Raw genomic sequence first — 23,517 nt, forward strand, 5'->3', positions numbered from 1 at the left:
AGGGGGGTCAGGCCTTGTCGGGGCTGACGGTGAAGGACAGCTCGTTGCCAGGCGTGAAGAAGACCCTTCCGCGCGCCGGACCCTGCGTCGGGTGGTGCCAGCGCTGCGTGGGATAGACATCGATCCGCTTGCGCTCCAGGATGTCGTCGAAGAAGCGCGCCAACCGGATACGCGGTTGGCCGGGTTCACGCTCCAGCCACAGGTCCCAGTCGTCGTGGCCGCCCGACGAGGCGGCCACCACCCCGGCGAACGGCAGATGCGCCTCGAAGGCGCCGTCGTGTCCCACGGAAACCTGGCCCGACACAGTGGACGCCGCACTCCCCTTGCGGGGCATGGCCCCCAGCCGCAGCCCGGAGAGGTCGGTGCCCGGCGGAACGACCAGGCTGCCGCGCACGAGCCAACCGTCTTGCCCCACCAGCACGGCATGCACCTCGGCATGCTCCACGCGATGACGCACGAAAATCGACAGATGGCCGTCCGCGGTGCGGTAGGGCACGGGCCAGTACGCGGGACCTTCCGCCGGAATCCGCCGGATCAGCAGACCACCGGTGTGGACGCCCTCCACGGCGAGCGGCTGGCGTCGGCCGTCCGGCAGCTCCAGGTCGATGTCATAACGGCCCTCCGCGAGGACCGGCGGTTCGGCGGGGATCGCGTACACCGACCGCAGAGTGCCCGTCGCCTCATCCACCGACGTCCCGAGGGCAGCCAGCCTGACCAGTGTCTCAGCCCTGCGCGGGGTGACACACAGCGTGGGGGGCTCTGTGCCGGGGTGCAGCACGGCGCGGACCTCGATGGCGCCGTCGCCGCGCACCAGTACCTCCGCCGGGACACCGGACGGGACCACGGACGCGACCGCGGCGGTGGGCTCCTTCGGTACCGAGGCCGCCACATCCCGCAGGAACGCGTCGTAACGGAAGGCAATGCGCTCGGCGCTGTAGAGCGGGGCCGAGGCGTAGGCGCCCTGCGACAGCTTCTCCCGCTCGGCCGGCTGTTCGATGAGGTAGCGCATCGCCTGGGCCATGGCCTCCTCGTCACCGACCGGAACCAGGATGCCGTTGCGGCCGGGGACGACGATCTCGCCGGGGCCGAAGGGCGCATCGGCCGCGAGAACCGGAAGCCCATGGTGCATGGCCTCCACCATCGTCAGGCCGAAGGACTCGCGGCGGGCCGCGCTCACCGCGAACGCGGCCTTGTCCCACTCCGCTGTGAGGTCGGGCAGCGCGCCCATGAGACGGATGGCGTCGCTGAGCCCGTGCGCGTGCACGAGGTCCTGCAGCCGTGCGTGCTCGGGCCCGCGGCCGAAAATGCGCAGCCGCCACTGCGGGTGGTGGGGGGCAACCTGGGCGAACGCGTTGATCAGCGTGTCGAAGCCCTTGCGCGGCACGAGCTGTCCCGCGGCGGCGATCAGCGGCAGGCCGCGCACACGGGCATGCCGGGCCGGCGGCGGCACGATGTTCCCGATGGCGGCGAACGGGGGCGCCTGGTCGCCCAGCTGTCGCTGGTAGTTGTTCGAGTCGGCCTGGGTGAGGCAGACGACCCCGTCCATCTCGCGGTACAGCTCCAGAGTGCGCTCGCGCAGCTCTTGAGAGGGCACCATCGAGCCCTCGTGGTCGATGACCACGCGCCCGTAGCCGTGCCGCCCATGGGCGATGAAATACGCGGCGAACGCCGGCCGGGCAGCGATCACGACATCGGCGCTGCAACTGCCGAGGTAACCGAGGATCAGGTCATCGTCTTCCTGGGTGTACTGGTCGGCCCAGCCGTCCTCTCGCGGCATGATCCGGGACGGTTTGCCGCCCTTGGTCTTCGCCGCCCCCTCGCGCCGGTCGGCCAGGTAGCGCACGGTCACTCCGCTGGACGGCGCGAAGGACGGCCGGTCCGCTGTACGGAAAACCGAGACGATCTCCACCTCATGGTGGACCGCCAGCGCGGAGGCCAGACTGCTGGTCGCCCGCGGTACCCCGCCAAAATTGTCGATGCTGTGGAGCAGGAAGGAGATCCGCACAAGTGTCCTTCGGGATTCTCGAGGTCGGTAAGGGGCCGCTCTGTCAGTGATGCTCGGTCACCACGAGCGAGAGTTCGTTGTCCGCGGTGAAGTAGGGGCGCAGTCCGACTACGGCACGGCCGACGTCGGGGCCGAACAGGTCCGTCGGCTCCTCCCGCACCAGCTCCGGGAAGCGCTGCACGTCGCGCCTCACCACCTGGTCGTCGGCGATGCGCGCCACCCTGACCGGCTCGCTGCCGCCGCTGTCGGTGAGCAGCACGTCCCAGTTCTCGCGCATGAGCAGCCGGGCCCTCATGGCCTCGTCCATGTTCAACTCCGCGCCGAACCAGCCGTCTTCGAAGCGCACCCGACCGGCTGCCAGCGTGCGCGCGGGCTCCTGGCGCCGACGCAGCAGCAGCAACAGCTCGCCGCCGAGCTGCCACTCCCCCTGCAGCCAGCCCGTCAGCCACAGGCTCGTGTCGCTGTAGTCGACGGCCACCAGCTCGGCATGGCTCGGCCGGGACCAGACACGCAGACGCAGATAGCCGCCCTCGGTCGCGTACGGCAGGACCCAGTGGAAGTGGTCCAGGTCGCTCAGGTGTCCGACGTCGCGTGCCCCGCCGAGCGTGCACCGCCCGTAGCGCAGGCGCCTCTCCTTGCCCCTGCCGTCCACCACGTAGAGATCGGCGCGTCCCTCGCCCAGCACGGCAAGCGCGCGAGCGTCGATCAGGGCCCGGGTCCCGCCGCTCTCGACTGCGAAGTCGACCACTTCCTCGCGGCCTTTGCCCTGCTCCTTGACCCGCACGGTGCGGGCACCGGACACGCCACGCAAGGTGACCTCCCATGCGCCGTTCGGCAGCACCCGGCAGTCAGCGGTGGGGAGGGGGCGGTCCTCGGCGGGCGCGCCGCCGCCCGTGCGCCGCCCCTTGCCCCAGCGGCCGCGTATCCCGGCCTTGACCGTCCTGAACAGTTCCTCGTACGCGTCGCCGACCTGCTCCGTGCCTGCGGACTGTGCGGTCCGCAGGGCCTGGGCCCGATGCGCGGAGCGCAGTCGCTCGTCCGCCATGTAGCGCTCCAGGGCGCGGGCCGTGGCATGGACGTCACCGACCGGCACCAGCAGCCCGCCGTGGCCCTCGGCCATCACCTCGGGAGCTCCGTAGGGCACCTCCGTGGCGACCACGGGCGTGGCCTGGGCGAGCGCCTCCAACACCGGACGAGCACTGTCCAGGCGCTCCGCGGTCACCAGGGCGATGTCGGCGTCGTAGAAGTCCTCTTCGCCGGCTTCCCGGTCGAACAGCAGCACATGGTCATGGAGTCCCAGCGCGGTGACCAGTTCGCGGGTCTCACGGCGCAGCGGCCCGGTGCCGACGACCCTCAGCTGCCAGCCCGGTTGAGCCGCCCGGGTCTGGGCGAAGGCGTGCAGCGCCAAGTCGACGCGCCGGTGCGAGATCAGCCGCCCGGCGCTGATCACCACACCTGTCGTCGGTTTGTCCGGGCTCTCGGCAAGCAGCACCGGCTCAGCAATGTGGCGCACCTCGACGCCTGCGGCGCGCAGCGCTTGGTACTCGGGGGCGGCGGCGTCGCCTTGGGTGAGCGGGACGACCGCGTCCAGCTCGCGGTAGAGCTCCGTCCAGCGGGCGCGCACCGACTCCGGGAGTCGCTCGACAGGTGCCGGCTGGCGGGCGATGCGCCGCGCGTGGGGTACGCGGCACTGAGCCAGGGCCGCACCGAGTGCGGAGCTGAGGGCGACCACCACGTCGGCGCCGCTCGCGGACAGGTGCTTGCGGAGCCTTCCGTCGTCGGCGCGGTTGTAGCGCCGGAACTCGGGGTCGCCGGCGATGACAAGCTGTGACGTGTCGTCGTCGTCCCGGTCGCCGGCCCCGACCGAGGGAGCCAGGGCCAGGACGCCGACGTTCTCCGGGAGCCGCAGCCCCGGGTGCGGTGCGGCCGCGCCTCGCACGGTGACGACGGTCACCCGGTGCCTGGCGACGAGGGACTGGGCGAGCCGGGCAGCCGCCCGCGCGCCGACGGAATCGGTAGCCAGGGTATGGACCAGGATTTCGATGTTCATGGCTCAGGCCGCCGTCTTCTCGTACGGGCTCGGCACCGGGTAGAAGGCCTCGAGGAACCGGTGGAGCACCTGACTCTGGTGCTCGATCTCGGCGGGGTCGCTCGCGGAGTCGTTGAGGCAGAAGGTGTCCCGGTCCCGGCGCAGCAGCAGCAGTTCCAGCTTGTGCTCCAGCTCGGGGTCGTCCAGCGCGAAGTAGCCGTACCGGAGGTCGCCGGGCAGGCTGCACCCGGAGTAGTAGCTGTAGTAGTGGTGCAGCGAGGAGGCTATGGACAGGTCGGAGATACTCCGCACGGGACTGGCGGAGGTGCGCTGGTGCTCTTCGGGGAAGTCCCGTTCGATGGCGGCGAGGATGTCCCGGTTGAGCGCGTACGGCACATGCTTCATCTTCTGTACGAGCGTGCGGCCGAACCGCTCCTGGATGAGCTGACGGTTGTTCTTCGCGGCGACCGAGGTTGGCACCTCGTCGGGCTCCGGGGGGCCATAGGGGACCTGTGCCGGGGACGGGAAGAACTTGGCGATGCCGTTCGGGTGGAAGAACGCGGAGGGAGTGAGAGTCCGACCGATGAACATGTCGTCGTTGAAGTAGACGAAGTGGCGCGACAGTCCGGGGATGTGGTGCAGCCTGGACTCGATCGCATGGCTGTTGAAGGTGGGCAGGTGGGAGGGGTCGTCGAAGATCTCCCGGTGGTCCACCACGCGGGCCCTGCCGTCGCCGTCGGCCCACCAGTGCGGAATCTGCTGGTCGGTGACGATGTAGATGTTCCGCACCCACGGCATGAACATCCGCACCGAGCGAAGGCTGTACTTCAGCTCGTCGCGGGAGACATAACGGGCCAGGCTTGCCGCCTCCGCATGGAAGACCTCACCGCGGCTCTCGGCGCGGCGCCGTTGCCAGGCCGGGTCGTCGCCGTCCACCCAGGTGTACACGACGTCGATGGGGAAGGGGTGCTCGTCGGGGAAGAGGATGTCCAGTTCGGGGCGGGTACGTGTCGGGCGCAGCGGCGGCACCTCGGACTCGTGGGCCCGGCCCACGAGCCTGGTCATCTGCTCTCCGGGGACGACAATCTGCTGGTGGCCGAGGAAGACGTGCTCGCTGGCGCGGTTGCGGCGGGGTGCGACAAGGCGGTCGACTCCCTGGCCGGGCACGCTCTCCTCGGGCTCCCAGAACTCGATGTCACAGCCCGTATCGGCACCATGCGTCAGATGCCCTTCCTCCGTGGTGCGGAACCAGAAGGCGCGCACGATAGACAGGCCGTTCGCCCGCTCCCAGGTCTTGTCCGAGGAGCCGTCCCACGCGCCGTCGCCGGGGGCCATCCCGGCCTTGGGGCGGGCGATGTAGCCCCTGCTGTCGGACAGGCGGGCGCGCAGCGCCGCCAGGGCCTCAGGGCGTCGACGCGCGTCGACGCCGACCGCGGAGGCGGTGTCGTCGAGGCCCGGCACCGCGAACCAGTCGATCCGCTCGGCTTCCAGGGCGCGACGGACTTCCAGGTTGTTCAGCTCACGCGCGGCGAGCGGTGTGAGACGGTCGTGCACCAGCGCGACACGCTTGTGCATGTCCACGACGACCTGCCGCTCCGTACGGCTCCCGCGCAGTCGCGCCGGCGTGGGCTCCGGGCGAGGGCCGGTGCCCATGGCGGTCTCGCCAGCCGTTTCTCGGCTGGAGGTGTCAAACACGCGGTTCACTTTCGTTACGGGGGATGGGTGCTGCGGCAGGAGGAGCGGTTCGCTCACCGTCTGATTTCGGCCTTCCGTGACCGGATCGACCGGTTCGCGTTGCGGTACTCGTCCAAGTCCACCCGCTCGAAGCGGCTGGGGACGGGGAAGTATGCGTCGAGAAAGTTCCTGACCATGCGCTCCTGAGCCTCCGGGTCGGGATGCTCGACGGTGTCGTTCAGGCAGAACGTGTCGAAGTTCCGATGAGCGAGGAGGTTGTCCAGGCGGCGTCGGGCCTGGTCGGCGGCAAGGTCGATGTACTGGTAGCGCAGGTTCCCGGCGGTCGTACGGCCGGTGTGGAAGCCGTAGTAGTGGTGCAGGGACGAGGCGATCGGGACGTCCTCGGGGGACCGGAAGCGGGAGTGCTGGGTGCGGTGGTGTTCCTCGCTGTAGACCAGCTCGATGTCGGCGAGGATGCTACGGCGCAGCGGATGCGGGGTGTGCTTCATCTTCTGCGCGATACGGGTGCCGAAGGACCGCTCGATCAGTGCCCGGCTGTTCTTGCCCGCTGCGTTCACCGGCAGGTCGTCCGTGTCCGCGGGGCCGCTCGGTATGAGTGCCTTGGACTGGAAGAACTTGGTCAGGCCGTTGGTGTGGAAGAAGCGTTCGGCGCCGACCGGGCGGCCGAGGAACACATCGTCGTTGAGGTAGAGGAAGTGCTCGGACAGGCCGTCGATGTGGTGCAGCTGGCTTTCGATGGCGTGTGAGTTGAATGTGGGCAGAGCGTCGGGGTCCGAGAAGATCTCGCGGTGGTCGACGACCTGGATGCCTGGGGCATCGGTGTCCAGCCAGCCGGGCACCTGTCCGGCGGTGACCAGATAGACGGTGCGGACCCAGGGTGCGTACTGGTGCAGGGAGCGCAGGGAGTAGCGCAGTTCGTCGCGACTGGTGAAGCGCGCGTCGTTGGCTGCCTGGGCATGCAGGGCCTGAGGCGGGCCGCCCATCCGTCCCGAGCGGACGGCGTCGCGTTCGGCGCTCCATTTGGGGTCGGAGTCGTCGACCCAGGTGTAGACGACGTCGATGGGGAAGAGGTGGTCCTCTGCGAGGGGTTGGGTGAATTCGGCTACGGTACGCGCGCTGCCCGTGGTGTAGGCGCCGGGCACCAGGGCGAACAGGGCCTGCGGGACGATGTGGCGTGGTGCGTCGACCGGCACCTCGTCCACCACCCGGTTGGGGCGGGGTGCCTCCAACCGGCCGTTCCGTTCCGCCCAGAACTCCAGGTCACAGCCCTGATCAGCGCCGAAGACGAGCTCCTCTGTGGGGTCGGTGACGTACCAGGCGACCCGGAGGGCGTCGTGCCTGCGCAGCTGGCGCCAGGACCTGTCGTCTTCGCCAGGTCGCATGCCCGACTCCGATGCGGTGGCCGCGCCCACGTAGCCCGGAGTCTGTTCGAAGGCGATCTGGAGCATCTCCTCCGCCGACTCGCGCAGCCCGACGGGCACCGCGACCGTCGGAAGGTCCGCCGTGGCACCGCGGACACAGAAGTATTCGATCCCCCCGGCCTCCAGCGCGGCGATGAGAATGTGCAGATTACGGGCCCGGGCAGCCCACGCCGTGGCGCCCTCCACGAGCAGGGCATACATGTGCCGGCCCTTGAAACGCACCACCCGGCGCGTGGAGGCCGCACTGTGCCGGGGCGCGTTGCGGCGGCCGCCCATCGCCCAGACGACCGTCGCCGACCGGATGGCGTCGACCGAGGTGAACGAGGACTTCACGGCGGAGCGCAGCGGGGCCGGCACCTTGCGGACAATGCCCCTTCGCGCGCCCGCCGGCACCACAGACCGGTACGCCGAAACCAGCGATCCCGCCTCCGGATTACCGGAACCGACCACGAGGCATCCACCACCCACGCCACTGCGGTCCAGCGCCTGCCGCGACCAGGCACCACCTCATGCCCGGACGACGGACGGTATGAGACCGAAACCTGTCATCCCCATTGAGACCGCCCCACTGGACGGTCACACCTGCTCACCCGCGAACGAGTCACAGAACTTTCACATAAAGAACCGATCAACGTCCAGTCAACGTCCAGCCAGTGAAGTGGACATATATGACATGTTGCCCGTGATGAATCCCACCAGGTGCTCGTACAACTTTTTACGACTTCACGAAAACACCACATGAAATCGAGGCGACACACCGGTGTCGCCCAGCACTCCAGAAGGTGTCGTCAGATCACAGCCGGTGCCAGTGCGGCGAGAGCGTGAGCCCCGGGCCCGATTCCTGTCGGGCGACGGACACCGCCCCGTCCCGCCCGCGAACCGCTACGACGACGCGACCGCGTCCGTCGAGGGCGAGCGCGGGATCACCGACGCACTCCTCGGTGGTGTCCGACCACCAGACGCCACCCTGCTCACCCTCGGTACTGCAGACCCCGATCAGCAGAGTGCCGCCCGCCCCGCGCTGCGCGAGAACCGTGCAGTCATAGCCGTCGAGCGGGGTGCGCATTGCCACGACGGCGCCGTCCCCAGGCTGTCCGCCCACCGGCACGGGCCAAGCGCCCACCCGGTAGGAGACGACCCCTGCCCTGTTCGTATCGGTCCAGTAGTAGGTGAGGCGGTCAGGCGCCGTCTCCAGCGCCGTCGCGGAACCCTCCAGCGCGTGGAACGGCAAGGGCGGAGCGATCAGCAGCGGGCCGTCCGGATCGTCCTGACGCCACTGCTGCGCCCCGCGATCACTGGGCGCGAAGACCTCCACGAGCCCGCTCGAGGTCACCGACGGCACGATGTCGGCGGCAAGCCCGGCGCCTTTGAGGTCCTGCCAGGCTCCCCATTTGCCGCCCTTCCCTTCGCGGCGCACCTGCAGTCCGCGACCCGCGTTGCGCACGAAGACGAAGACCGTCCCCTGTGCGTCGACGGCCCCGGCCGGCGCGCCTATCTTCCGGCCCGTCTCCCGGTCACGGTAGAAGTTGCCGATCGAGCGCCATTCGGCGACGGGACGGCCGGTCTGGTACTGGACCGCGTGCACGATGTCCACGCTCGGCCCGTCGGAACCACGGCGCTCGCGCCGTCCGAGGAAGTGCACGTACGAGTCGGCACCCTGAACGATGGTGAGGTCCGTCAGGTCCGCGATCGGCACGAAGTCCGGGCCGTCCCACCGGTCCCCGCCCGGGCTCTGCTGCGTCCAGCGCAACAGACCGCCGTCCGTACGGGCGTAGAGCGTGAGCCTGCCGTCCTTGCCGAGCGGCATCCAGCGGCCACGCGGCGTTCCGCACACCTGATGGCGCCCGGACGACCGGGCGAGAGGGGGGGCACTGCTCGCGGAGTCCGATCCTCTTCTCCGCATGACCCGTAACACCCTCTCTGCCTCACCGGTTGTTCATCCTGCCCTCACGGGGCCGACACATCATATGCTCAGCGTCGACCCGCCCCGGCGGGTCGTCGGCACTCGGTTCAGCGCCGCGCCTGCGGCATCCGCAGACACCCGCATGGCGCGCACCACATGCGCGCCGATGAAACCCGCCCCGCCCGTGATCAATCAAGTCATGAGCGAATAATAGTTCGAGATGCCCACGTCATGATTCCCGGGACCAACACGCGCGTTCGCACGATCCTCTGTTCTATAGTGCTCGGTCAGTCATGCATTTCACGGACCGGTCACACCCCCCACCCGAGTCCCACGTACTTCACCGCCCACCCCGGGCAATGAGATTGAGGACTCGACCACGATGAGCCACGACGCCATGACACCGGGCCCGCGCGACGGTCGTTCGGCCTCTGATGACGGCGGACGGAAGCGGAGAGGCGCGCCGCGCAAGCGCCGCCGCGGCCTCAAGATCACGCTCAGCATCGTGCTCGTGCTGCTCCTCGCCGCGGGCGGAACCGTCTACTGGCTGTACAGCAAGCTGGACGGCAACATCAAGGGCGTCGACATCAACAAGGCGCTGGGCGACGACCGACCGGAGAAGCTGCCGACGAGTGGGCAGAACCTGCTGGTCCTCGGTTCGGACTCGCGGGCCGGCGCCGAGAACAAGGCACTGGGCGGCGGCGGCAGCGTCAGCGGTGCCCGGTCCGACACCGCGATGGTGGTGCACATACCCGAGGGCCGGAGCAGGGCCGTCGCCGTGTCCATTCCGCGCGACACCCTCGTCACCCGGCCCGAGTGCACCAAGGCCGACGGCTCGACGACGCCGTCCGCGAACCGCGTGATGTTCAACTCCGTCTACTCGCAGGTCGGTCCGGCCTGCGTGGTCAAGACCGTCGAGAAGATGTCCGGGGTCCGGATCGACCACTACCTGGAGATCAACTTCGCCGGGTTCAAGGATCTGGTCGACGCCATCGGCGGGGTCACGGTCGATGTCCCGCAGGACATCCGCGACAAGTCGTCCGGCCTCGACCTCACGGCAGGCCAGCACAAGCTCGACGGCACCCAGTCCCTCGCGTACGTCCGCACCCGGCACGGCATCGGCGACGGCAGCGACCTCGGGCGGATCGGCCTTCAGCAGCAGTTCCTGCTGGCACTGCTGAGCGAGGTCAAGTCGCAGGATCTGCTGGGCAGTCCGACCAAGTCGTACAAGATCGCCAACTCGGCCACCAAGTCGCTAACCACGGACTCCGAGCTCAACTCACTGACGTCCCTTGCCGAGTTCGGCCGTTCGATGAACGGCGTGGACCCGAGCACCATGGAAACGATCATGCTTCCGGTGGCGTACGACAAGCAGGATCCGAACCGTGTGGTGGCGGCCCAGCCGCAGGCCGGTGACCTCTGGAAGGCGATCCGCAAGGACGACACGATCCCGGAGTCGGCGAAGAAGTCCCCCGCCACCGGCGGCTGACGGACCGTGCTCCGGCCGGTGCGTGCCACGCTTCCGGCATGCGGAGCGAACGCACTCTGGTGATTGTCGACGCGGCGAACGTGGTTGGTTCGGTCCCCGATGGGTGGTGGCGGGACCGGCGGGGCGCGGCCGAGCGGCTGCGGGACTCCCTGGTCCCGTTCGCCGCTGACGGTCTGCCCGGGCATCCCGGCCCCCTCGAGCTGGTACTGGTCGTCGAGGGCGCGGCCCGCGGCGTCACGTCGGTGCCGGGGGTACGGGTGGAGTCGGCGCTCGGCAGTGGGGACGACCTGATCGTCGCGCTGGTCGCGGCCGAAGCGGCCCGGTCGGCGGGCCACGGCTGTGTCGTGGTCACCGCCGACCGGGAGCTGCGGCAGCGGGTGGAGGCGTACGGGGCTCAGTGCGCGGGCCCCCGTGCCGTACGGCCGCTGCCGCCGTCGCGTACGGACTGACGGCCTCCCCCACGATAGGGAGCGGGCTCCCCATCGCGGGGGAGGCCGTGACTCACGGTCGGCCGCTCTCGAGGTTGATCCGGCTGTGGCCGCGCCCGTACGCGAAGTAGATGATCACGCCGATGACCATCCAGATGCCGAACCGGAGCCACGTCTCGGCCGGCAGATTGAGCATCAGCCACACTGACGCGGCCACCGAGAGGATCGGGAGCGCCGGCACCCACGGAGTACGGAACGCGCGGTGCAGATCGGGGCGGGTGCGGCGCAGCACCATGACGCCCAGCGCGACGACGACGAACGCGAAGAGCGTGCCGATGTTCACCAGCGTCGCCAGCTCGTTGATGCTGGTGAAGCCCGCGACGATCGCGATGATCCCGCCGAGCAGAATGGTCGGGCGGTACGGGGTGCCGAACTTCGGGTGCGTCCTGGAGAAGAACCGCGGGAGCAGCCCGTCGCGGCTCATCGCGAAGAACACCCGGGTCTGACCCAGCAGCAGGATCATGCACACCGTCGTCAGGCCGACCGCCGCGCCGAAGCTGATGAACCCGGCGTAGACGGGATGGCCGACGGCCTTGAAGGCATCGGCCAGCGGGGCGCTCACCGACAGTTCGGTGTAGTGCTCCATGCCGGTGACCACCAGCGATACGGCGACGTAGAGCACCGTGCAGATGAAGAGCGAGGCGAGGATGCCGCGCGGCATGTCGCGTTGCGGGAGCTTGGTCTCCTCGGCGGCCGTCGCGACGACGTCGAAGCCGATGAAGGCGAAGAAGACGACGGAGGCTGCGGTGAAGATGCCCATGACGCCGAAGTTGGTCGGTGCGTAGCCGAACATCAGCTGGATCAATGGCGCGCTCAGTCCGGAGCCGGCCGGCTGCGGCTGCGCCGGCGGGATGAAGGGCGAGTAGTTGGCGGCCTTGATGAAGAAGAGCCCCGCGATGATCACGATCAGGACGACGGCCAGCTTGATGGCGACGACGACCGTCGTGACCCGGGCGGAGAGCTTCATGCCGAGCACCAGGACGACGGTCAGGACGAGCACCAGGAGAAAGGCCAGGACGTCGAAGCCGAATCCTTTTGCCGCATCCGTCCCGGAGAGCACGTCGGGCATGTGCCAGCCGACGTTGTCCATCAGCGAGCGGACGTAGCCGGACCATCCGACCGCCACCACCGCGGTGCCCAGGGCGAATTCCAGCACCAGGTCCCAGCCGATGATCCAGGCGACGAGTTCGCCGAGCGAGGCGTACGAGAAGGTGTATGCGGAGCCGGCGACGGGCACGGTGGAGGCGAACTCGGCGTAGCAGAGCGCGGCGAGCGCGCAGACGATGGCCGCGGCCACGAAGGCGAGGGCGGTGGCGGGCCCCGCGGTCTCCTTCGCCACCTTGCCGGTGAGGACGAAGATGCCGGTACCGATGATGACACCCACTCCGAAGACCGTGAGGTCCAGGGCGGAGAGTGACTTCTTGAGCGCGTGCTCCGGTTCCTCGGTGTCGCGGATGGACTGCTCGACCGTCTTGGTCCGGAACAGTCCATCCTTCCTGGGTGGTGTGTCCTGGTGGGCAGTCACCGGCGTACCTCCACGCGCTCGTCGTGTACGCCATGATTGGGACCTCATCGGTCGCGGAAGGCTCCGCACCGGGCGATTTCACGCGAATGGGCCGGGCAAACCACCCGCACAGGGTGGTTCGCCCGGCCCATCTGCCGTATAGCTCGCAGGTCGCGGGGACCGTGGTCGAACGGGTCAGTCGCGCGCGGGTTCGATCACGGAGCGGCTGTCGGCACCGCTGTCGAAGCGGCCGTCCAGCCTGGCGACGAGTCCGGTGACCTGACGGGCGATGTCCGGCGCGGTCAGCCCGATCTCGGCCATGACCTCCTTGCGGGAGGCGTGGTCGAGGAAGCGCGGCGGGATACCGAAGTCGCGCAGCGGTACGTCGACCCCGGCGTCGCGCAGCGCCTGGGCGACGGCGGAGCCGACACCGCCGGCCCGGCTGTTGTCCTCGACGGTGACGACGACGCGGTGCTGCTCGGCGAGCGGCGCCATGGCCTCGTCGACGGGCTTGACCCAGCGCGGGTCGACGACCGTCGTCGTGATGCCCTGGGCGTCCAGCAGGTCCGCGATCTCCAGGCACATCGGGGCGAGCGCACCGACGGAGACCAGGAGGACGTCCGGGCGGGTCGCGTCGGACCTGCGCAGCACATCCATGCCGCCGACCCGGCCGACGGCCTTGACCGCCGGGCCGACCGCGCCCTTGGAGAAGCGGACCACGGTCGGGGCGTCGTCGACCTCGACGGCCTCGCGCAGCTGGGCGCGGACCTGGTCGGCGTCGCGCGGGGCCGCGATCCGCAGGGTCGGCACGCACTGCAGGATCGACATGTCCCACATGCCGTTGTGCGAGGCGCCGTCCGTGCCGGTGACACCGGCACGGTCCAGGACGAACGTCACGCCGCACTTGTGCAGGGCGACATCCATGAGGACCTGGTCGAAGGCGCGGTTGAGGAAGGTGGCGTACACCGCGAAGACGGGGTGTAGTCCGCCGGTGGCGAGGCCCGCTGCGGAGACCGCGCCGTGCTGCTCGGCGATGCCGACGTCGTAGATGCGGTCCGGGAACGCCTTCTCGAACTTGCTGAGGCCGACCGGATGGAGCATGGCCGCGGTGATCGCGACGATGTCCTCGCGCTCCCTGCCGAGCTTGACCATCTCCTCGCCGAAGACGGAGGTCCAGTCGAGGCCGGAGGTGGAGATGGGCAGGCCGGTGTCGGGGTGGATCTTGCCGACGGCGTGGAAGCGGTCGGCCTCGTCGAGGAGGGCGGGGGTGTAACCGCGGCCCTTCTCGGTGAGGCAGTGCACGATGACCGGTCCGCCGAAGCGCTTGGCGCGCTGCAGCGCGGATTCCAGGGCCTCGATGTCGTGGCCGTCGATCGGGCCGACGTACTTCAGGCCGAGGTCCTCGAACATGCCCTGCGGGGCGATGAAGTCCTTCAGCCCCTTCTTGGCGCCGTGCAGCGTCTCGTAGAGCGGCTTCCCGACGACGGGGGTGCGCTCCAGGATGTCCTTGCCGCGGGCCAGGAAGCGCTCGTAGCCGTCGGTGGTACGGAGCGTGGCCAGGTGGTTGGCGAGGCCGCCGATGGTCGGGCCGTAGGAGCGCTCGTTGTCGTTGACGACGATGACGAGCGGACGGTCCTTGGCGGCGGCGATGTTGTTCAGCGCCTCCCAGGCCATGCCGCCGGTGAGCGCGCCGTCACCGATGACCGCGACGACATGGTCGTCCTTCTTCAGTACCTCGTTGGCCTTGGCGAGACCGTCGGCCCAGCCGAGGACGGTGGAGGCGTGCGAGTTCTCGATGATGTCGTGCTCGGACTCGGCGCGCGAGGGGTAACCGGACAGGCCTCCCTTGCTCTTGAGCTTCGAGAAGTCCTGGCGACCGGTGAGCAGCTTGTGCACATAGCTCTGGTGCCCGGTGTCGAAAAGCACCTTGTCCTTCGGCGAATCGAAGACCCGGTGCAGGGCGATGGTCAGCTCGACCACACCCAGGTTGGGGCCGAGGTGGCCACCGGTCTTGGAAACGGCGTCGACGAGGAAGGTCCGGATCTCTTCGGCGAGCTGGTTCAGCTGCTCGGGAGTAAGCCGGTCCAGATCACGCGGTCCACCGATGCGGGTCAGCAGAGCCACCCGTGCCTCCTTGCGTTTCGAGCTGGTCGAGCATGCCGATCCGATGAGTCTAATGTTCCGTCCGCGCGCGAGGTCATCGGGCGGCGTGTTCGGTACCGGATCGGTTCCGGACGTTCCCTTTGATGCGTATGCGTGTACGTACGCGCGTGTGCCCGGCACCGCGAAGAGTGCCGGGCACACGCTCGGGTTCCGCGGTCAGGCGCGGCCCGCCGTCTTCTGGGTCTTGCGGGTGACTGCGTCGATGACGACCGTGGCGAGAAGCACACCACCGGTGATCATGTACTGGATCGGCGAGGCGATGCCCTGCAGGGCAAGGCCGTACTGGATCGAGATGATGACCAGCACACCGAGCAGGGCGTTCCAGGTGCGGCCGCGGCCGCCGAAGAGGCTGGTGCCACCGATGACGGCCGCCGCGATGGCGTTCATCAGAAGCTCACCGCTGCCCGCGCCCTGGTTGGCAGAGGTGATCTTGGAGGCGATGAAGAGTCCGCCGATGGCGGCGAAGGTGCCGGAGATCGCGTAGACCGAGGTCCGGATCATCACCACGTTGATACCGGCGCGGCGGGACGCCTCGACGCTGCCGCCGAGCGCGAAGACCTTGCGGCCGTACGAGGTGCGGCGCAGGACGAAGTCGGTCGCCACCAGCATGACCAGGAAGATCACCACGGCGAGCGGCAGACCCTTGTACTGGTTGAACATGATGGCGACGGCGAAGGCCACCACGGCCAGCGCGACCGTGCGCACGATGATCTCGCTGAGCGGGCGGGACGGGACGCCCACCGCCTCGCGGCGACGGTTGTCGAAGTAGGACGACAGGAAGTACGCCGCCACGGCGATCGCGGCGAGGCCGTAGCCGGCCGCGACATCGCTGAAGTAGTAGCTGGTCAGCTTGGCGACCAGGCCCTCGGAGTCGAGGTTGATGGTGCCGTTGGAGCCGAGGATCTGGAGCATGAAGCCGTTCCAGAACAGCAGGCCGGCCAGGGTGACAGCGAAGGCGGGGACGCCGATCCTGGCGAAGACGTAGCCGTGGATCGCGCCGGCCGCGGCGCCGGTGAGGATCGCCAGGATCAGGGCCAGCCACTCGGACATGCCGTGGGTGACATTGAGGACCGCGAAGGTGGCGCCCGCCACACCGCTGACCGAGCCGACCGAGAGGTCGATCTCGCCGAGCAGCAGGACGAAGACGATACCGACCGCGATCATGCCGGTGCCGACCATGGCGACCGAGATGTCCGAGAGGTTGCCCGCGGTGAGGAAGTTCGAGTTGAGGCTCTGGAAGATCGCCCAGATGATGATCAGTCCCAGGACGACGGGGATCGAGCCCAGGTCGCCGGCCTTCATCTTGCGCTTGAACTCGCCGAGGTATCCGGCGAAGCCCTGCTCGCGGACGAGCAGCCGGGGGTCGACAGCGGTGACGGAGCCGTCCGCCGCTGCGGGGTTCTCGGCGGGCGCGTCGGCCGTCTTCGCCAGTATCGGCTTGGAGGTGTTGTCGGTGCTCACTTCTGGGCCTCCCCGTTGCGCGCCGCGCGGCGGGTCACGGCATTGTCCGTGGCGCCCGTGATCGCGGAGATGATCTCTTCCTGCGAGGTGGTCGCGACGTCGAAGACGCCGTTGTTGCGGCCCAGCCGGAGCACGGCCACCTTGTCGGCGACCGCCTTGACGTCGGCCATGTTGTGGCTGATGAGGATCACCGCGTGACCGCGCTCGCGCAGCCGCTCGACGAGGTCGAGGACCTGGGCGGTCTGCTCGACACCGAGGGCCGCGGTGGGCTCGTCGAGGATGACGAGCTTCGGCTCACCGAGCATCGAACGGGCGATGGCCACGGTCTGGCGCTGACCGCCGGAGAGCGAGGCGATCGGAATGCGGACGCTGGGTATGCGGATCGACAGCGTGCTGAGGAGCTCGCGGGAGCGGCGCTCCATCTCGACCTCGTTGAGGACTCCGAACTTACGGAGCTCCCGGCCGAGGTAGAGGTTGCCGACGACATCGATGTTGTCGCAGAGCGCCAGGTCCTGATAGACGGTCGCGATGCCCAGGTTCTGGGCGTCGTGCGGCCGGTTGATCTGGACGCACTTGCCCTCCCACTCGATGACGCCGTCATCGATGGGGTGGACCCCGGCGATCGTCTTGACCAGCGTTGACTTACCGGCGCCGTTGTCGCCGACCAGGGCGACCACCTCTCCGGCGTGGACCTCGAGCTCTACATCGGTGAGCGCCTGAACGGCACCGAATCGCTTGGAGACCCCTCGCAACGCCAACACGGGCGTAGCGGACACGTGAACCATCTCCTTCGCCGCCTGACCGGCGGGGATGCCGCGCCGGGGGAGGGCGCGGTGGTCGAGCAGAAGAGAACAGAGAGTGCGGAAGTGTTCCGCCCGGCGCCCCGCCCGGTAGCGGGACGGTTGATGTGCGGGGCGCCGGACAGGCTTCCATGGTGCAAGTCGCCGGACAATCAGCTGACTTGCTTCCGGAGCGCGGTCAACTCGCCTTATAAGTAAGGCGATTACCCGACCGTGATCGCGACGAAGGTGGAGCCTACTTCAGGCCGAGCTTGTCGCAGGCGGCCTTGTAGTTGGCCGTGCAGATCTCGTCCAGCGTGTAGACGCCGTCCTTGAGGACGGTGTCCTTGATGTTGTCCTTGGTCAGCGAGACGACCGGGACCAGGAACGTGGGAACGCCCTTGCTGGTGGGGCTGTCGACCGTGGAGGTGACGATCGAGTCGAGCGTCTTGCCCTGGGCCAGCGCCACGGCCATCGCGGCGGCGGCCTCGCCCTCGGGGCCGTACGGCTTGTAGACGCTCATGAACTGCTCACCGGCGACGATGCGCTGCACACCGGCCAGCTCGGCGTCCTGACCGGTCACCGGCGGGAGCTTGGAGATACCGGCGGCCTTGAGGGCGGTGATGATGCCGCCCGCCATGCCGTCGTTGGCGGAGTAGACGCCGTCGATCTTGCCCTTGCCGAGAGCCGAGATCGCCGCCTCCATGTTGGCGTTGGCGTTCTCCGGCTTCCACTCCTTGGTGTCGTATTCCTTGCCGACCTTGACCTTGCCGTCGAGCTCCGCCTTGGCACCCTTCTTGAAGAGCGCGGCATTCGGGTCGGTGATCGCGCCGTTCATCATCACGATCGTGCCGCCGTTGGCCTTGGAGCCCATGGCCTCCAGCAGGGCCTTGCCCTGGACGTGGCCGACCTCTTCGTTGTCGAAGGAGGTGTACGCGTCGATCGGGCCCTCGGCGAGGCGGTCGAAGGCGACGACGGGGATGCCCGCGTCCTTGGCCTTCTTCACGGCGCCCGCGATGGCCTTGGAGTCCACCGAGTCGACGATCAGCGCGTCGACCTTGTTGGTGATCATGGTGTCGACCTGCTGCGTCTGCAGCGTGGCGTCCTGCTTGGCGTTGGCGTAGATGACCTTCGCCTTGCCGCCGGTGAGATCGCTGATCTTCTTCTCGATGATCGGCTTGTCGAACTTCTCATACCGGGCCGTCTGGTTCTCGGGAAGCAGCAGACCGATCTTGAGATCGCTGCCCTTCTTCGCGGAGCCGGTGTCCTTGACCTTGTCGCCGGACTCCTTGGCGCTGCCGCAAGCGGCAAGCGAGACAGCCATGGTGGTCGCGGCAACGGCAACGGCGGCACGACGCATACGCGTGTTCATTCTCGAACCCCTCCCTGACGAGGCCGCGACGTTGCGGCCGAGGTGGCTGGAAGTCAACTCGGCTGCGCCGTCAGCGTCAAGGAGTAAATCCTTAACGAGATGACAACGGTGCCATTCGTTATCTAAGTGAAGGCAGGTGTTGCTGTGGGCAGAGCACTCCCCAAAAGGGTTGAATCCCCCATTTCACTCAGTACGAGAGCCAGCGCACCGAGCACCTCGGCCCGGCCGCCGAGGGCCCCCGGAAGGACCGAGAGCTGTCGGGCGGCACTGGGGATGGCGTAGCGCGACACCGAGTCGCGGATCGGCCCGAGCACCAGCTCCCCCGCCTCGGCGAGGGATCCGCCGAGGACCACCCGGCTGGGGTTGAGCAGGTTGCACAGGTTGGCGACGCCGCTGCCGATGTGCCGCCCGACGTCCCCGATCACCCGGCGGCAGCCCGGATCACCCTCCCGGGCCAGCTTGACCACCCGTTCCATCGTCAGATCGGGCCCGTGGCTGGGCTGGAGCAGGGGCAGCACGTACCGCGCGGCGGTGAAGGTCTCCAGGCACCCGCGGTTGCCGCAGCGGCAGACGGGGCCCGACTCGTCGAGCGTGATGTGGCCGATCTCGCCGGCTGTGCCGCCCGGCCCCCGGTAGATGTGCCCGTCGATCACCAGACCCGCGCCGACACCGCTTGCGACCTTGATGTACGCGAGGTCCTTGACCCCCCGGCCGCTCCCCCAGACGAGCTCTCCCAGCGCCCCGAGGTTGGCGTCGTTGTCGACGTACACCGGCACGCCCAGCCGTGCGGCGAGCTCCGCTCTCGGGTTGATGCCCGTCCAGCCCGGCAGGATCGACGTGGAGCCCAGCGTGCCGGACTCCACATCGATCGGACCGGGAACGCCGAGACCTACTCCGATCACCTTGTCCGGGCCGATCCCGGTCGTCTCGATCAGCCGCTTGACCAGCTGTTCCGCCCGGCCGAAGCCCTCCGCCGACGAGGCGTCCACGTCCAGCGGCTCGGACTCCTCGGCGAGCACCTGGTGGGCGAGGTTGCCGACCGCCACCCGCAGATGCGTATGTCCGAAGTCGACGCCGATCACGATGCCCGCGTCACCGCTCAGGGAGACGCTGCGGGCCCGGCGGCCGCCCGCCGAGGTAGGGGTCACCTCGACCGTGCCGCCATCCTTCAGTTCACGAACGATATTGGAGACCGTGGCGGCGGAGAGGCCCGTGCTTCTGGCGATCTCCGCCTGGGTGAGCGAACCCGCCATACGTACGGCACGCACGACCCGCTCAAGGTTGGCGCGATGCAGAGATGTCTGCGACCCCGGAGTCTCCATCGACTCTCTCACTCCTACCGTTTTCTCCAACATGTGAACTCTAAGCTGACCGTTTTGGGGTACTCCCCGTCAAGACCTTGAGCAGTCCGAGCCTCGGATGAGCGGGCAGGCCCCGATGGGCGGACACACAGAACGGACACAAAGAACGGACGAACCGCCCGCCGGCACAGGGCCGACGGGCGGTTCGTCCGTCTCTACGGTGTTCGGTGGGCCGCTACTTCACGGCTCCCGCGGTCAGGCCCGCGACGACCTGGCGCTGGAAGATGATGTAGGCCGCGAGGACCGGCAGCATCGCCATCACCAGACCGGCGAAGAGGCCGGACCAGTCCCCCTTGTATCCCTGGCTGGTGGCCAGTTCGACCAGGCCCTGGGAGAGCACCCGGTGATCCGGTTCGGTGTTCAGCACCGTCGGCAGCATGTACTGGTTCCACTGCCCGAGGAAGTTGAAGATGCCGACGCTGATCAGGCCGGGCTTCGCCATCGGCAGCATCACCTGGAAGAACGTCCGGGTGTGCGAGGCCCCGTCGAGCATCGCCGCTTCCGCCACCGAGGTCGGCAGCGTCCGGAAGAACGAGGTGAGGAAGAAGACGGTGAACGGCAGCGAGTACGCGATGTAGACCAGGATCAGCCCGTGCACCGTGTTCAGCAGGCCCATGTTGTTCATCACGAAGAACAGCGGGACCAGCGCCAGGATGATCGGGAAGCTCATCCCGCCGATGAACAGGAAGTACAGGAAGCGGTTCCCGGGGAAGTCGAACCGCGCCAGTACGTACGCCGCCATGGAACCGAGCAGCAGCGTGCCGATGAGCGAGCCGCCCACCACGATGATCGTGTTGAAGAAGTAGTCGCTCATGTGTGCCTGGCTCCAGGCGCGCGACCAGTTCTCGAAGTGCAGCTTGTCGGGCAGTGCCCACGGCGTCGACAGGATCGAGTCGTCCGTCTTGAAGGACGCCATCACCGCCCAGAGCAGCGGCATGACGACCAGGATCGCCCAGATGATCAGCACACCGTGTGAGAAGACATTGAGGACGGAGCCCTCGCTGCTCTTCTCCTTCTTGCCACCGGGCACGGTCACCGGCGACACGGGCACGCGGTCCGCCGCAGGCGCGGGAGGGGTGTCAGTGGTCTTCATCAGAACTCCAGCCGCTCGCGCCGGCCCAGTCGCATCACGATAGCCGCGAAGGCCATGGTGACGATGAGCAGTCCGACACCGATCGTTGTTGCGTATCCTGCCTGGCCGTCACGGAAGGCCGTCTGGTACACGTACAGCGGCAGGACCGTGGTCGAGTAGTCGGGACCACCGGGACCCACGGTCATGACCTGTACGGCCGTGAACGCCTCCACGCCGAGCGCCAGAATTCCCATGTAGACCCAGCCCGACTGCACCGTGTCCCAGAGCAGCGGCAGGGTGATCCGGAAGAACGTCGTGATGCGGTTGGCGCCGTCGAGGAGCGCCGCCTCGTAGAAGTCCTTCGGAATGGACGCCATTCCGGCGGAGAACAGGACGACGAAGAATCCGACCGTCGACCAGACCAGCACCGACATGACGCAGATGAGCGCGAGGCTCGGATCGCCCAGCCAGTCCGGCTGGATGGAGCCGAGACCGATGCCCTTCAGGGTCGAATTCAGCATCCCGTCACTGGGGTTGAACGCGAACTGGAAGAGCAGGGCGACGATCACGATCGAGAGCACCTGCGGGAAGAAATAGGCGATCTTGTAGAAGCCCGAACCCCGCACGCCGGCGACCGTGGCGTTCTTCCGCCGCCGGCCGCCGACATTGAGCATGAAGGCGAAGAAAAGCGCGAGGCCCAGCGTCACCAGCGGCAGCAGCAGCACAAGCAACACGCTGTGCTGCAAGGACTTCCAGAAGATGTCGTCCTTCAGCATCCTGGTGTAGTTGTCGAAGCCGACCATCTTGAAGTCCGGGCTCAGGCCGGTCCAGTCCGTGAAGGAATAGTAGATGGACTGGATGAACGGCCAAATGACGAAGACCGCGTACAACGCCAGTGGGGCTGCCAAGAACCCCACAATGAACCGGTACTTACCGTGCTGCATCGTTTACCGACCCCGATCTTTCCGCGGGTGCCGCCGCTGGTGACGGTTGCTCACTGGTGCTTGTAGTGCTTGATGGACTGGTCCTTGGCCGCCGCGTCCGCGAAGGCCTGGATCTTCTTGATGGCCTCCGCCGGGGTCGCGCGGCCCGCCATCATCTCGCCGATGCCGGCGACGCCGATCTGCTCCTTCTGGAGCTTCACGTACCAGTCCTGCAGACGCGGGTTCACCACGTTGTCGCCGGCCTTCTTCAGCGCGTCGACGCCGGCCTGCATGGCCGTGGACAGGGTCAGACCGTCGGTGCCACCGTTGAAGGCGCTGAGGGACTTGACCTGCTTGGTGAAGTTCTTCGAGGACTCCTCGGAGAGCATGATGCGCAGCTGCTCCATGCCGCCCTCGGGGTTCTTCGCCTTGGCCGGGACGATGAAGGGCTCGCCGCCGGAGGCCCAGATGGTGCCGAACGGCATCTTGTCGGACGCGTCCAGGCTGGACGGCGCCGCGACCATCATCTTGAAGTCCTTGGGCGTGGTGGGCGCCGCCTCGTTCTCCACCCACGAACCGTTCGGGATGAAGAGCGCCTTGCCCTTGGTCCACTCGGTCTGCGACTGGATGTGGGTCATGCCCGGGGTGCCCTTGAGGATGTACCCCTTCTGGTACAGCTCGTAGTACGCCTCGAACGCCGCCTTGACCGCGGGGTCCTTCCAGGCGTTCGGCTCCAGGTTGTCGATCTTGTCGAGAACCTCCCGGCCACCGATCTTGGCGATGAACGGGTAGAGCGAGAACGGCAGGTAGTACGGGTACTTACCGGCGTACGTCCAGCCGGCGATGCCCTTCTTCTTCGCCTTCGCGCAGAGGGCGAGCATGTCGTCCCAGTTCTCGGGGTACTGCGCGTCGAGATTGTCCAGCGCGGTCTGCGAGTACCAGACACCGTAGACCGTGTACGCGTAGTACATGATCCAGACCGGGTCGCCGTCGAACTGGCCCATCTCCAGGACACCGGGGCGCAGCGTGTCGCGGACCTTCTTGCTCGGGTCGTCGATGGACGGGGCGTCCATCAGCGGCGTCAGGTCGAGCAGCTGCTTCTTGCCGACGAGGACACCCATGTCCATCTGCTCGGCGCCCGAGTTGTCGATCAGGTCCGGCGGGGTGCCACCGTTGAAGCGCGGCTGCAGCTGCGACTGGATCTTCTGGGTCGCGGTGTGCTTGACCTTCGGGGCCTTCGGGTAGGCCGCGTTGTACTTCTTCTCCGCGTCGATCGCGTACTGCTGACCGAAACCGCCGTCGAAGATGACGACGTCGAGGGCGGCGGTCTCGTTGACGCCGAGCGGGTTCTTGGCGCTCGTCTTGCCCTTCTTGACCGAGTCGTCGGTGCCGCTGTCGCTACTCGCACACGCCGACAGGAAGCTCATGGTCGGAACGGTGATCAGACCGAGTGCGGCAGACCGCTTGATCACGTCGCGACGGCCAAGGCCCTCATTCGTGTGGCCGGAGGTGGATCCCATGCTCAAGTCCTCGCCTTCTCCAGGACTCAGGCGGTGTGTACCGGTCGCCCGTCGAAATTCGCCTCAGGCGAAGGGCCCCGCCACCGCGGTCAGTTGCGCTTGGGTCATGCTGATTTTGCAGGCTAGCCGGATGCAGTGGGGGATTCGGGAGATCGAGCGACGGGTGCACCTCATGGCACCCCCTCGACCGTTCCCCCGGCCCCCTTGTCCGCCCGCGTGGAAAACGGCGGGGTAGACGCCGACAGGTATAGTCCACTTGCGGCCAACTGAGCAAGATCGAATGCAGCTTTGGGCGGCAGTCTTTCCCGAGTTGAGACCTCGCGGATACTTGG

16 protein-coding genes are annotated in these 23,517 nt (G+C 68.0%); 2 read left to right on the forward strand and 14 right to left on the reverse strand.

Annotation, left to right across the window (positions count from 1 at the left end):
- Positions 1-7: 7 nt before the first annotated feature.
- The 5 genes from ACGFSA_RS24800 to ACGFSA_RS24820 form a co-directional block, all read right to left on the reverse strand.
- The gene (locus ACGFSA_RS24800) at positions 8-2,005 is read right to left on the reverse strand and encodes a glycosyltransferase (RefSeq protein WP_393307686.1); all 1,998 of its coding nucleotides are present in this window, start codon (positions 2,003-2,005) and stop codon (positions 8-10) included.
- A 43-nt stretch (positions 2,006-2,048) separates the two neighbouring features.
- Positions 2,049-4,055 (reverse strand): glycosyltransferase, encoded by a 2,007-nt coding sequence (locus ACGFSA_RS24805; protein WP_393307688.1) that lies wholly within the window; start codon positions 4,053-4,055, stop codon positions 2,049-2,051.
- A gap of 3 nt (positions 4,056-4,058) precedes the next feature.
- Positions 4,059-5,687 (reverse strand): stealth family protein, encoded by a 1,629-nt coding sequence (locus ACGFSA_RS24810; protein ID WP_393307690.1) that lies wholly within the window; start codon positions 5,685-5,687, stop codon positions 4,059-4,061.
- Positions 5,688-5,782: 95 nt separating this feature from the next.
- Positions 5,783-7,546, reverse strand: coding sequence for a stealth family protein (locus ACGFSA_RS24815; RefSeq protein ID WP_393307745.1), 1,764 nt, complete (start codon positions 7,544-7,546; stop codon positions 5,783-5,785).
- A 397-nt stretch (positions 7,547-7,943) separates the two neighbouring features.
- Positions 7,944-8,984, reverse strand: coding sequence for a hypothetical protein (locus ACGFSA_RS24820; RefSeq protein WP_393307692.1), 1,041 nt, complete (start codon positions 8,982-8,984; stop codon positions 7,944-7,946).
- A 451-nt stretch (positions 8,985-9,435) separates the two neighbouring features.
- Here ACGFSA_RS24820 and ACGFSA_RS24825 point away from each other — a divergent pair, with 451 nt between their 5' ends.
- Both ACGFSA_RS24825 and ACGFSA_RS24830 read left to right on the forward strand, forming a co-directional pair.
- A complete protein-coding gene (locus ACGFSA_RS24825) occupies positions 9,436-10,542 on the forward strand; it encodes an LCP family protein (protein ID WP_393307694.1) in 1,107 nt (368 codons plus the stop codon).
- A 38-nt stretch (positions 10,543-10,580) separates the two neighbouring features.
- Positions 10,581-10,991 (forward strand): NTP pyrophosphohydrolase, encoded by a 411-nt coding sequence (locus ACGFSA_RS24830; RefSeq protein WP_393307696.1) that lies wholly within the window; start codon positions 10,581-10,583, stop codon positions 10,989-10,991.
- A gap of 52 nt (positions 10,992-11,043) precedes the next feature.
- On the opposite strand, the gene ACGFSA_RS24835 is transcribed toward ACGFSA_RS24830, so the two are convergent.
- The 9 genes from ACGFSA_RS24835 to ngcE form a co-directional block, all read right to left on the reverse strand.
- Positions 11,044-12,603, reverse strand: coding sequence for an amino acid permease (locus ACGFSA_RS24835; protein WP_393307700.1), 1,560 nt, complete (start codon positions 12,601-12,603; stop codon positions 11,044-11,046).
- 126 nt (positions 12,604-12,729) lie between these two features.
- Entirely contained in the window at positions 12,730-14,658 is a 1,929-nt protein-coding gene (gene dxs, locus ACGFSA_RS24840) for a 1-deoxy-D-xylulose-5-phosphate synthase (RefSeq protein ID WP_393307702.1), read from the reverse strand.
- Between the two features lie 195 nt (positions 14,659-14,853).
- The gene (locus ACGFSA_RS24845) at positions 14,854-16,158 is read right to left on the reverse strand and encodes a sugar ABC transporter permease (protein WP_393307704.1); all 1,305 of its coding nucleotides are present in this window, start codon (positions 16,156-16,158) and stop codon (positions 14,854-14,856) included.
- Entirely contained in the window at positions 16,155-16,943 is a 789-nt protein-coding gene (locus ACGFSA_RS24850; RefSeq protein WP_393307706.1) for an ATP-binding cassette domain-containing protein, read from the reverse strand. The genes ACGFSA_RS24845 and ACGFSA_RS24850 overlap by 4 nt, the downstream gene beginning before the upstream one ends.
- Positions 16,944-17,193: 250 nt before the next feature.
- Positions 17,194-18,309 carry a sugar ABC transporter substrate-binding protein gene (locus ACGFSA_RS24855; protein WP_393307708.1) on the reverse strand — a complete coding sequence of 372 codons (1,116 nt, stop codon included), beginning with the start codon at positions 18,307-18,309 and terminating at the stop codon, positions 17,194-17,196.
- Between the two features lie 122 nt (positions 18,310-18,431).
- Entirely contained in the window at positions 18,432-19,631 is a 1,200-nt protein-coding gene (locus tag ACGFSA_RS24860) for an ROK family protein (protein ID WP_393307710.1), read from the reverse strand.
- A 214-nt stretch (positions 19,632-19,845) separates the two neighbouring features.
- Positions 19,846-20,763, reverse strand: coding sequence for a carbohydrate ABC transporter permease (locus ACGFSA_RS24865; RefSeq protein WP_393307712.1), 918 nt, complete (start codon positions 20,761-20,763; stop codon positions 19,846-19,848).
- On the reverse strand, positions 20,763-21,686 hold the full coding sequence (locus ACGFSA_RS24870; protein WP_366693079.1) for a sugar ABC transporter permease: 924 nt from the start codon (positions 21,684-21,686) through the stop codon (positions 20,763-20,765). The genes ACGFSA_RS24865 and ACGFSA_RS24870 overlap by 1 nt, the downstream gene beginning before the upstream one ends.
- Before the next feature lie 50 nt (positions 21,687-21,736).
- Positions 21,737-23,185 (reverse strand): N-acetylglucosamine/diacetylchitobiose ABC transporter substrate-binding protein, encoded by a 1,449-nt coding sequence (gene ngcE, locus ACGFSA_RS24875; RefSeq protein WP_393307715.1) that lies wholly within the window; start codon positions 23,183-23,185, stop codon positions 21,737-21,739.
- Between the last annotated feature and the right edge of the window lie 332 nt (positions 23,186-23,517).

The sequence above is a fragment of the Streptomyces sp. NPDC048496 genome, from assembly GCF_043200055.1.
Lineage (GTDB): Bacteria > Actinomycetota > Actinomycetes > Streptomycetales > Streptomycetaceae > Streptomyces.